The 11,299-nt window shown below is 37.4% G+C and carries 13 protein-coding genes; 6 read left to right on the top strand and 7 right to left on the bottom strand.

Going from position 1 to position 11,299, the window contains the following annotated elements; translation table 11 throughout:
* Positions 1–4: 4 nt before the first annotated feature.
* From AC4CU2_RS01575 to ispH, 5 genes are all read right to left on the bottom strand, one after another.
* Entirely contained in the window at positions 5–748 is a 744-nt protein-coding gene (locus AC4CU2_RS01575) for a hypothetical protein (protein ID WP_125273570.1), read from the bottom strand.
* Positions 749–750: 2 nt separating this feature from the next.
* On the bottom strand, positions 751–1,662 hold the full coding sequence (locus AC4CU2_RS01570) for a PilW family protein (protein WP_125273571.1): 912 nt from the start codon (positions 1,660–1,662) through the stop codon (positions 751–753).
* Positions 1,659–2,177 carry a type IV pilus modification protein PilV gene (gene pilV / locus AC4CU2_RS01565; RefSeq protein ID WP_125273572.1) on the bottom strand — a complete coding sequence of 173 codons (519 nt, stop codon included), beginning with the start codon at positions 2,175–2,177 and terminating at the stop codon, positions 1,659–1,661. The genes AC4CU2_RS01570 and pilV overlap by 4 nt, the downstream gene beginning before the upstream one ends.
* Positions 2,177–2,731 (bottom strand): pilus assembly FimT family protein, encoded by a 555-nt coding sequence (locus AC4CU2_RS01560; RefSeq protein ID WP_094148546.1) that lies wholly within the window; start codon positions 2,729–2,731, stop codon positions 2,177–2,179. Before AC4CU2_RS01560 ends, pilV begins: the two co-directional genes overlap by 1 nt.
* Before the next feature lie 161 nt (positions 2,732–2,892).
* Positions 2,893–3,843 carry a 4-hydroxy-3-methylbut-2-enyl diphosphate reductase gene (ispH, locus tag AC4CU2_RS01555; RefSeq protein WP_279731396.1) on the bottom strand — a complete coding sequence of 317 codons (951 nt, stop codon included), beginning with the start codon at positions 3,841–3,843 and terminating at the stop codon, positions 2,893–2,895.
* Positions 3,844–3,977: 134 nt separating this feature from the next.
* Here ispH and gmk point away from each other — a divergent pair, with 134 nt between their 5' ends.
* The 6 genes from gmk (at position 3,978) to bfr (ending at position 8,803) form a co-directional block, all read left to right on the top strand.
* The gene (gene gmk / locus AC4CU2_RS01550; RefSeq protein WP_490768181.1) at positions 3,978–4,601 is read left to right on the top strand and encodes a guanylate kinase; all 624 of its coding nucleotides are present in this window, start codon (positions 3,978–3,980) and stop codon (positions 4,599–4,601) included.
* Positions 4,602–4,677: 76 nt separating this feature from the next.
* Positions 4,678–4,959 (top strand): DNA-directed RNA polymerase subunit omega, encoded by a 282-nt coding sequence (rpoZ, locus tag AC4CU2_RS01545; protein ID WP_058870403.1) that lies wholly within the window; start codon positions 4,678–4,680, stop codon positions 4,957–4,959.
* A 223-nt stretch (positions 4,960–5,182) separates the two neighbouring features.
* Complete coding sequence (locus tag AC4CU2_RS01540; protein WP_178904364.1) at positions 5,183–7,282, top strand: RelA/SpoT family protein; 2,100 nt, start codon at positions 5,183–5,185, stop codon at positions 7,280–7,282.
* A 69-nt stretch (positions 7,283–7,351) separates the two neighbouring features.
* Entirely contained in the window at positions 7,352–7,735 is a 384-nt protein-coding gene (locus AC4CU2_RS01535) for a RidA family protein (RefSeq protein WP_004691470.1), read from the top strand.
* A gap of 155 nt (positions 7,736–7,890) precedes the next feature.
* Positions 7,891–8,085, top strand: a complete 195-nt coding sequence (locus AC4CU2_RS01530) for a bacterioferritin-associated ferredoxin (protein WP_010327639.1) — start codon at positions 7,891–7,893, stop codon at positions 8,083–8,085.
* Positions 8,086–8,338: 253 nt separating this feature from the next.
* Entirely contained in the window at positions 8,339–8,803 is a 465-nt protein-coding gene (gene bfr, locus AC4CU2_RS01525; protein ID WP_004691472.1) for a heteropolymeric bacterioferritin subunit Bfr, read from the top strand.
* A 59-nt stretch (positions 8,804–8,862) separates the two neighbouring features.
* Here bfr and tfpZ read toward each other — a convergent pair whose 3' ends face one another.
* Both tfpZ and AC4CU2_RS01515 read right to left on the bottom strand, forming a co-directional pair.
* The gene (gene tfpZ / locus AC4CU2_RS01520; protein ID WP_490768180.1) at positions 8,863–9,597 is read right to left on the bottom strand and encodes a TfpX/TfpZ family type IV pilin accessory protein; all 735 of its coding nucleotides are present in this window, start codon (positions 9,595–9,597) and stop codon (positions 8,863–8,865) included.
* A 12-nt stretch (positions 9,598–9,609) separates the two neighbouring features.
* Positions 9,610–11,265 carry an O-antigen ligase family protein gene (locus tag AC4CU2_RS01515; protein ID WP_490768179.1) on the bottom strand — a complete coding sequence of 552 codons (1,656 nt, stop codon included), beginning with the start codon at positions 11,263–11,265 and terminating at the stop codon, positions 9,610–9,612.
* Positions 11,266–11,299: the final 34 nt, after the last annotated feature.

Below are 11,299 nucleotides of genomic sequence, written 5' to 3'. Positions count from 1 at the left end.
TACCTTAATTTACTTGGCGCAACTGATATTCCATTTCTTGACTACTATATGGAACATTCAATTTTGATAGACAATCAGCAACACTATCTTTGGTTACACCATCTACAACAACATTAAAACTTGGGTAATTCATCACACACTTATTAATTTCATCAGCAGACGCTGTAGATAAATTTGGAATAAAAGAAGTAGCATTTATAATAATGGTTCCGATATCTTTACCAGCATAGGTCTCTGAGTCAGTTCCTTCATACATATGACCCCAATCTTTACGTCCCTCGAGGATAGAACGTGCCCCGATACGAGTCACCACAGCACCACGATCTGAGGTAAAATCAGTAGTATTATTCACCTTACAGTAACCATCCTGCCCCATCTCATTTTTTGAAATATTAGCCCCTTGCCAATAAACAAGACTGGCTTTACCTAAATTATATTTATCGTCTTTTTCACTTTTTCTTAAACAATAAACCAACTCTTTGCCCTTATTTTCAGGTTTATTCACATATCCGATCATTCCGTTATCTAATTGAAGCTTTGCAATTTTAACTGCATGATCAGCATAAGATTCCAGCTGAAAGAATACAGCATCCGAATTTTGTACCAATAAAGCTTGAGCCTGCGCATTCGTTGTAATATTAAGTGATGTTATTGCTCCACGAATAGCCCAAGTACCAATGATTGTGATGAGCAAAAGTATGACCAAAACAAAAATTAATGTATTTCCTGCTTGTTTATTTTTCATCATGTTCACTCCGCCCGATTTTCCACACCAAACCCATTGCGTAAAGCGACTGTTTGGGTAATAACTTGACGTAAATATTTACTTTTATCTGGATCTGTTAATAACTCTTTATTTTCCAAATCTAAAACCGTAAATTTAGTCAATTCTGTGCCATTTGCCACGGATTCAGGTGAGCGAACCAAAATACCCAATTGAATAGACACAATTTGTGGTTTATCAATTAGCTTTATATATTCAGATGGAGAAACATAAAGAAAATCATCCATCACACCATCTTTGACTGCATTATCGCGAGCAACCCCTAATAACACACGTAAATGATCGACATTTGGGATCAGCATTTCACCATCACCAGATAAATCTAAACTCGTAGCAGAATCACCTGTATATACCGTCGCTTTGCAACGCAATGAAAGTGGTCTATATTGACCAGCAGTTACCGCTGCCTTTTCTTCCTTTAAAAAATAGCGTTGTACAACGAATTGATTTGGTAAAACTTTCACACCTTCACAATTAAATTGACTACCAATTGTATTTTTATATTGAATTACAATTTGATCACTCTTAAGGTTATTAAAATTACTAGGACCAATGGAAGATTTAGTTAACAAAGCATTTATGGATCCAGCATCTGTCATTGTCGCCTTGCTTATATTTTTATTATTAAAAACAATACCACCATGCAATGTATCTATTGTCATAGCTACACTATTTGAATCTATGTTCGCACGACGCAAGTCTCGAATAATGTAATCTATCCCAAATAAACCGCTATTTTGAATATTCGCACTGCTTTGTTGAAAGGCTAGACTTTGATTTGCATTAATAAAGACTTGTATTGAGGCCGCCACAATAAGTGATCCTAAAATCAAGGCGATCATTAATTCTATTAAGGTGAATCCTCTTTGAATATTCATGACCCATATGCCTCCATAACCAAACATTTAGCACCTGCAACATATACACCCGACACCATACAATTTGCCTGACTGGTCGCCGTAATCTCTGTGTCTCCCCAAGCGACATAAACACATTGACGATCCCCTCCGTGGCAATCGCTAATTATGATTGTCATATTCTTTTGTTTTGCCACGCCTAAAATTTGACTAGCATCAAAAGTCGCCAGTTCAGTTCGTGTACACATAGATGTAATGGGATCAGCAGGTTTATCACTATCCGCTCTTATGCAATTTTTAGTAGTCGCATTTCCAGGGGCATTAATTTCAGATTTATATTTACTAAGCTGTGTTCTATTTACGCGAATTTTTTCCGCAAGCTCTCGTGCGAGTGTCATTGCTGCTGTCCTATCATTTGCTTCTTGTATCGCGTCGAGTGCTCTAAACTGTAAAGCAGCAAAGCCTAGAACAGCTATAGCTAAAATAACTAGGGAAACAAGGACTTCCATTAATCCAACGCCACGTTGACTTTTCATCACTTACACTCCCCAATTAGTGGTTTATTTTGAATACGATCAATCACTCCACTCTTAAAGATTTTTATAGATTTAATTTCTGTTAATTTTTCATGACAAATCTCGAATACCAGTTCTTCAGTATTATCCCATTCGATAATTGTTTTCGGGTTAGTCAATGGATTTTCAGGAATTTCCTTGTTAAAATCCGGGTTTGGTTTTTCCAATTTACGAATCGATGTTGTGCGTTTTTTCACCAAACCTATTGGTGTAAAAGTAATCCCTTCTGGCAATCCTTTAGCAAGCACATGTACAGTTGACCTTGTCGTATCCCAATAGAACTTATCACCAGTATTTTCTTGATTCTTAAATTCTAAAGAAATATCTTTTCGAAGTGAAACGGCTGTTCCTCGAACATTTGACAATGTCATGGCTAAATCTCTTGCCTCTGTTTCCAATTGCTTCTTGTAAACAAATTGCATCATATTGGGTGCAGCCATCATTGCGATAATCGCCGATATAGCAATGGTCACCATCAACTCAATTAAGGTGAACCCGTTTTCTTTTTGTCGCATACTCCCCCCAAGACACAGACTTTGCCCTATTAAAAATAATAACCAACAACTTTACAAAATCCTCACACTTCAGGATAAAAGGCATAAAAAAACAGATGATTGCCAATTTACAATCATCTGTCAATTTTTCAATAAAATTAGAATGTTAACCAATCCACCTTTTAAGCTTGAGTTACCGCAATACGTAACTCTTTTGGCAGACTAAAGGTAATATTTTCTTCCGTTCCAGCAAGCTCTTGTGGTGGCGTTGCACCCCAATCTTGTAATCGTTGAATTACTTGCTTAATTAAAATTTCAGGTGCAGATGCACCCGCTGTGACGCCAACCTTGGCGATATTTTCAAACCACGGTTGTTGAAGTTCATCTGCATTATCGACCAAATAAGCGGCTTTACCCATTCGCTCGGCCAATTCTCGTAAACGATTCGAATTCGATGAGTTTGGTGAACCGACCACCAACACCACATCACATTGGGTTGCTAAATCACGCACCGCATCTTGACGGTTTTGAGTCGCATAACAAATATCATCCTTACGCGGCCCTTGAATCTCAGGAAATTTCGCCCGTAAAGCATCAATCACTTTTGCAGTATCGTCGATCGACAAAGTAGTTTGGGTCACAAAAGCCACACGCTCAGGATGATGCACTTGAAGCTCTGCGACGTCTTGTTCATCTTCAACCAAATAAATCGCACCACCATTTTTCAGATCATATTGCCCCATGGTACCTTCAACTTCTGGGTGGCCTTCATGACCAATTAAGATGGCTTCAACCCCCTCACGGGCATATTTAGTGACCTCAATATGAACCTTGGTCACCAATGGACAGGTTGCATCAAAAACTTTTAAACCGCGACGTTCGGCTTCGATCTGTACCGCTTTAGAGACTCCATGCGCACTAAAAATTACAATATTGTCATCGGGTACTTCATCCAATTCATCGACAAAAATTGCACCACGTTGACGTAAATCGTCCACGACAAATTTATTGTGCACCACTTCATGTCGTACATAAATGGGTGGATTAAAGCACTCAAGTGCACGATTTACGATGGCAATCGCACGGTCAACACCTGCACAAAAACCACGTGGATTGGCCAATACAATTTCCATATGTTCCTCGATACCACTTTTCAATCAGCGGAAACTAATAAAATAAATGTAAACAAAGTGACGCCTTGCTATTTCGTTTAAACCTTGTCTACTCTAAAATAGAGAAGATATTTTATCATATCAGGAAAAATATCATGTCGGGTCTCTTGTTTGTCGTTTCTGCAGCTTCAGGAACAGGCAAAACATCCCTCGTAAAAGCCCTCCTTGACCGTGTAACGAATCTTCACGTTTCTGTTTCTCATACTACACGTGGGCAACGTCCCGGCGAACTTGATGGTGTACATTACCATTTTACCGAAAAAGACTCATTTTTAGCCTTGGTTGAACAAGGCGGTTTTATTGAATACGCCGAAGTCTTTGGTAATTACTACGGTACAGCTCAAGCTACAGTAAAAGAACAATTGGCGAAAGGTCATGATGTCCTACTAGAAATTGACTGGCAAGGCGCACAGCAAGTTCGTAAGCTTTTTCCTGACTCTAAACAAATTTTCATTTTGCCACCGAGCCAGTTTGATCTGCGTCAACGTCTGTCTAACCGTGGGACAGATTCAGTTGAAGTGATTGAACACCGTTTAGGTTGTGCAGTTGAAGATATGCAGCATTATCTTAATTTTGAATATCTGATTATTAACGATGACTTTAACAAAGCCTTACATGATTTAGAATGTGTCATTATTGCCAATCGCTTAGTGTTATCGCAGCAGGCTGCGCGTCATGGTGAACTCATTCAAAAATTAATAACACTTGATGAAGAGTGATTAAAACTTGAGTCTTCGGACAAAGCCTTTTATACTGCCCAGTCTGTTCAGATTTACTATTCAAACGAGAATTCTTATGGCACGCGTAACCGTTGAAGATTGTTTAGACCATGTAGACAACCGCTTTGAGCTTGTACTAGTGGCAAGCAAGCGCGCGCGTCAATTGGCACGTCAAGGCATTGAACCTACTGTTGAGTGGGACAATGACAAACCGACTGTTGTTGCATTACGTGAAATCGCAATCGGTCATGTTTCTAAAGATATTTTGAAACAACGCGACCAAGACTACCAAACTTCGAGTCTTGATCTTGCACTGTCTGCAAACAATTTGAATTTAGATGGTTTTTCTTTCCAATAAGAAAAATTTATCGTTTAAAAGCCTAGTTTTTAACTAGGCTTTTTTATTGGATAACTTTTATATTTGTGCAATACACGTTATAACTAGAAGATAAGATTCATCGTGGTTTAGGTGTATCTTTTTTGCTTTTCTCTCAATGAATAAATTGACAACTCATGCAATATGTTTTTCATTAGAGGATCAGTAAAATTTTCTTGTAATTGCTACGTCTTAAAGGTGTTTTATGCCAGGCCCAATGGTCAGCCAAGCTAAACAACAGCTCAAAACTATTATCGATGCTTACTTAACTGAAAGCGACGTCGAGCGAGTGCTTGCGGCCTGTGATTATGCGGATATTGCCCATGATGGTATTACCCGTAAAAGTGGCGAACCCTATATTTTGCACCCGATTGCGGTAAGCTGTATTTTAGCGCATATGCGTCTAGATGCCGAAACGCTGATGGCAGCACTTTTACACGATGTCATAGAAGACACAGACTTTAGCAAAGAAGATATTGCAGAAAAATTTGGAAAAACTGTCGCCGAACTGGTCGATGGCGTCACCAAACTTAGCCAATCCAGCGATAAAGAATATAACAAAGCCGCTTCATTCCGAAAAATTCTGCAAGCCACACTACAAGATCCACGTGTCATTATTATTAAACTGGCTGACCGCTATCACAACATGACCACCTTGGATGCACTGCGTCCCGACAAACGCGCACGTATTGCCCAAGAAACCTTTGATATTTTTGTCCCAATGGCACGTATTGTTGGTATGAATGAGATGGGCGATAACCTCGAACATCTGTGTTATCAAAACCTCGATCTCGACATGTATAACAATGTCCAAGAAGCCCTCCTGCAAACCAAACCCAAACGCTGTGAATATCAAAGCAAATGGGAAAATAATCTTACTGAGCTATTAAAAACCCATCAAATTTCAGGTCGAATTAAAAAGAAAAATAATAATATCGAACTGTTACGTCACTTTGTAAAAAATGACATTGATCTACATGAACTCACGCATAGTCATGCCTTTGAAATTATTCTAAATAGTATTGCTGACTGTGACCGCTTAGCCGATGTGTTGCGAGAGAGTTTTCAAGTTTTACACTTTGCAGACCATATTCGTAAACCACTCCCAGGTGGTAACCAATCGCTACTACTACGTTTAAAAGGTGAAAATACAACCTTATCAGTCACCATTCAAACCGAACTGATGCGCAAAGCGGCGCGTTTTGGTGTAGTACTAGGCGACAGTGCTCCACAAGCGTGCCGCTCTGCGATTCAAGCCTCGATGCAGAACTTAAATGTCTTGATCGATGGTGCCTGTGCCAAAACCACTTTTAGCGAACTGCTCGATTATTTACACCAAGAGAAAATTTGGGTTTACACCCCGCAAGGTCATTTACACGAATTACCGCAAGGAGCAACAGTCGTCGATTTTGCCTACTCTGCCAGCTTATTTTTAGGTAACCATGCGGTAGGCGCAAAAATTAATGGGGAGACCAAGCCCCTTTCTACACCATTGCACAGTGGGCAGGTGATTGAAATTATAACCGATGTCTTGGCCACCCCAAATCCAGATTGGCTCAGCTTCGTCAATACGCAAAAAGCCCGTCGTGCCTTACAAAATATACTGCGTGAGCAAGACATCGAAGAACAACGCCTCGTTGGACAACAAGCTTTAAATCGTGCTTTAAAACTATTCAATGTATCCATTAAAGATTTAACCGAATCAGACTGGTTAGAGCTTTTACAATGGCGACATATTGAAAGTAAAGACCAACTCTTTGAACAAATTGCCGTGGGCGATTTACTGCCGCAATTGGTTGCGAATCATTTGTTTGCGCATGACCAAAGTGCACAGGAATCTGACAGACTCATTCAAGGTACTGAGGGTGTCGATGTTAAATACGCACATTGCTGTAACCCCGTGTTGGGTGACCCAATTCAAGGACATTTATCACGCCGCGGTCTTATTGTGCATCGTGCACGTTGTCATAACCTCCTACATGAACAACATCTGCACCCTGAAAATATCATGCCGTTGCAGTGGACCAATGAGAATGAAGAAGAAATTAGTTTTACTGCATATTTATTGATTAACATGGCCATGGATGACGAACAAATTTCTGACCTAATTTATCAATGCCGTAAAGAAAAAATCGGGGTCGAAATGGTACGTAATCAAGATGATAAGACTTATGTCAATGTTGTGGTGCACAACCGTAAGCAAATTGCAAAAATAATTCGCGATCTACGCATGCATTTTGGCTTCCCACGTATCAGTCGATTGGCTCAACCTGTTAGTATTGCGGAAACATCGATTGCGAGTTAATTGTTTAAATCCACACATTTTAATGCCAATCTAGGCTATGATTGATGGTGAATATAATAGGAGAACACGATGTCCCGCCAAGTAATTCATACTGAAAATGCCCCTGCTGCGATCGGCACTTATTCGCAAGCAATCTTAGTCGGCAATACACTTTACCTTTCTGGTCAGATCGGTTTAGACCCATACAGTATGGAGTTGGTTGAAGGCATTGAAGCACAAATTCGTCGTGTGTTTGATAATTTAAAAGCTGTCTGTGAAGCTGCTGGTGGAACACTGGCTGATATCGCGAAGTTGAATATTTTCTTAACCGATCTTTCAAACTTCCAGTTGGTCAATCAAATTATGGGCGAATATTTCGCACAACCCTACCCTGCACGCGCAGCGCTCGGTGTGGCTAGCCTACCTAAAAATGCATTGGTTGAGATGGATGGCATTGTGATTATTAATCAATAAGTTATATTTTTTTAAGAAAAAGCCACCGATTGAGTGGCTTTTTTTCATCCAAAATTCCAATAAAGACAAATGAGATTTCAAATGATTTTTATTGACAAACGATAACAATTATCAATAATATTACTTATCTTATTTCTTTCATGTGGCTTGCTGAAATGTACGTGTGCTTATGCCGTGGTATTACAGATCAAGATATTAAAGACGCTGTTGAAAATGGTGCGGGTAGTTATCGTGAAGTTCGCGAGATGCTCGACCTCGGCACATGCTGTGGTCGCTGTGCACCAGAAGCACGCTCAATCATCAGTGCTGAAGTCTCTGCGATTGCCTCACGCTTAGCCATTGCTGCCTAGATATTTGATTCGTTTTTTAGAATAACCATAATTATAAACTTACTCTTTATGAGTAGCTTCTCCCCCGCTTATGACTCTAGGCGGGTTTTCTTTTTTAAAGGTCTCAAAATAAAATTTGCATCCCGCATGCTTTTGATTGCGATTTTCATTTGCTGTTCTATAAATTACTCGCCAAACTCCACTTTGTTGTTTAAGATATTTCTCATAAGTTATTGATATTATTTTTAAGCAGCAGTTTGAATGGAGCTTTCTCATGAAGGGCAATCGTGATGTAATTAATCAGTTAAATCAGGTGCTTTATCATCATTTAACTGCCATCAACCAAAATTTCCTACACTCTCGTATGTTTAATGACTGGGGCATTGAGCAACTCGGTTCTGCAGAATATAAAGAATCAATTCGTCAAATGAAGCATGCGGACAAAATTATTGAACGTATTCTATTCCTAGAAGGTCTACCAAACTTACAACACTTGGGTAAACTCTACATCGGTCAACATACGGTTGAAGTATTGAACTGTGATGTACGCAAAGTGAAAGAGAACATCGAATCCATTCAGGCAGCGGTTAAGCTTGCTGAAGAGCAACTGGACTATGTGACGCGTGATTTGGTACAAGAAATTTTAGAAAAAGAAGAAGAGTGGTTAGACTGGACAACTACACAACTCGATTTGGTTGAAACCGTCGGTGTAGAAAATTATATTCAGAGTCAAATTTAAGACTTTTCTATCATTTAAAAAAACCTGCATATGCAGGTTTTTTTATTATGGTTTTAGGTTTACTTCCAAGGTCTAAGGTCGACAATTTTAATCACTTCGCCTTTTTCTTTATTAATTAAAACTGTCATATCAACAGCATTTGCTTTTAAAGGAACAAAACCAGTTGCTTGTGGATATTTTGATAAAATACGATCTACTTGTTGTACATCATTATACTGATTAAGCTCTTTCAAACTTCTTACTCGTTGTTGTAATTGTGATCTTGCTTGAACAAAATCGACATAACGCTCAGGTTTCTGCGCAATCGAAATACCTCCAAGCACCTCAGTAAACAGGTCATCATTACGCGTTTTTGTATCTCTAGCAAACTGTATAGCCACATATTGAGGCTTCAACCAAGGAACATTTTGATATTGTGGCAAAACTTGATCAATATAATTATTGACAATTTCATTTTTTCGAACCAATTCAAATCTATCGATGTTATAAGCAATCCAAACAGGTCTACCTTGCTCAATACTAAAGAGACCATAGCAAAGCGCAGCAATTTGAATACCAATGATCAAACTCAAATCAAACTTAAGCGACTTTTTACCTTGCTTGTAAACCAATAATCCCAAAAATGGTCCAACAATGACATCGATTACCAACAGCATTAAAAAGATATGCGTCACACCTGCTGCTGTGGCAAGTGGTGATGGATACCATATAAAAAAGACTACCCCAATAACTACTAAAGTAATCAGAAATGAAATAAATAAATGGCTAATAAAAAAATTTAGACGTTTTGACATAATAACTTTAAGTCACTCTTTCATGTTTGTTTTTAATTTTATGGATCCTAAATACGGGCTTGAAATATTACTAATTCTAGCATCACGCTTTTGACATATCTCTTCATACTTAATTTTTTTATTATAAAGTGCATTCGATATTTCAAAATAGTGCCTTGCCTTAACAAAATCATGATTGTGATATAAAATTTGACTAAATTTAAATAAATTAAAATAACTTGGCTGACTATCTACATAACGTTGAAAATCCTCTAAATCCCTAACATTATACTCTTTTTTAGATTCAGCAACTAAAAACTTCTCTTGTGCTGAAAACTGTGAAAACAAAATTGAACTATGGTTTTTAAACTCCCCCGTACCCTCCATACCAGATGCATAACCTAAATGGCTTTGCCATTGATCATAACATTTAAAAACAGTCGCATAAATTAGAATGCCAAATAAAAATATAAAATAATTTGTATTTTTATTTATAAAATAAACTTTAGATTTTATATTTATCAACAATAAGCCAATAAAAAAACCTGTAGGAAATAGAAAATAAGAATAATATAAAGGGAACTCAAGATTAGCATGTACCAAGATACACATAAGCATTGAAAATATATAGAAATCTGAAAGTGTCTTAATATGTAAAAATAGTAACCTTAATAAATAAAGCGTATATACTACAATCGACAATCCAAAGGGAACCCCTACCCAAAGCACTAAATCAAGAACAATATTGTGAGCACTACTCAAATAACCTTCATTCTTAAATAAGAATACTCCTTGTAGCTGTGCAATATTGGTTTGAAACCAACCATAGCCCAACCAGGGCTGTTGAGAAGTAGCGTATAATAAATGTTTCCACATTTCTATACGCAAATAACCTGTACTCATGCGTTCAACTAAAGACTGCGGTTGCATCAAATATAAATATTCTGCAATATTTACATTAAAATAAAATAATGAAAAATATCCAATAGTCATACCTAGCAAAATTATATACATCCATTTTCGTTGGCATCGTTGTTTTTGTAAAAAATAGAATATTGGCAAAACTAATAATACTATCGATACAGTTCTAGATTGGCTGAGGGAAATTGCAAAAATATGACAGCTCAGTAAGAGTAAAAATACTTCTGTACGAATTTTTAAATGTTCATATAATAGGACCAAACTGCATACACCCATCATCAACAAGGTTGCCATATTATTAGGTTGGTTAAGATTCGCATAAGGACGATTATGATAAAGTGGTGAAATAAATGAATAGTCAACTTGTAACCATTGTGCCATCGCAAAACAAGAAGTTAGAAATCCAACACTTGAAAAAAATAACGCACAATGCAAAATCAACTTTTGCGGATTAATCTGTTTTGGGCTGTTATATGCCAACACCACCGCAATGAAAAAAGTAAATAAAAAACAAAAGCTAAAAAAACTCGTAGAAAAATAATAATTTTTTTGAAAAGAAAGCTGTAAAAAAGGAATTATTGAAATAATTAATATAGGAATAATAATTTTAGGTATGGATAATTTTTTATTTTTATACAAGACAGATAATAGAATAATACCCAAAAACCACAACATATCTTGTGCGTAGCTTATCCACGGATTTGCCGCCCCCCCTATAAAATAAGATAAAAATATACAATATATAAAAAAATAATAATAAATTTTCAATTTTTCATCCTAAAAAAAGCTGACCTTTGTCAGC

It is taken from the genome of Acinetobacter sp. 797_lipA, assembly GCF_058243025.1.
The sequence above is the reverse complement of the archived record's forward strand: the minus strand, read 5'-3'. Positions and strand labels throughout refer to the sequence as shown.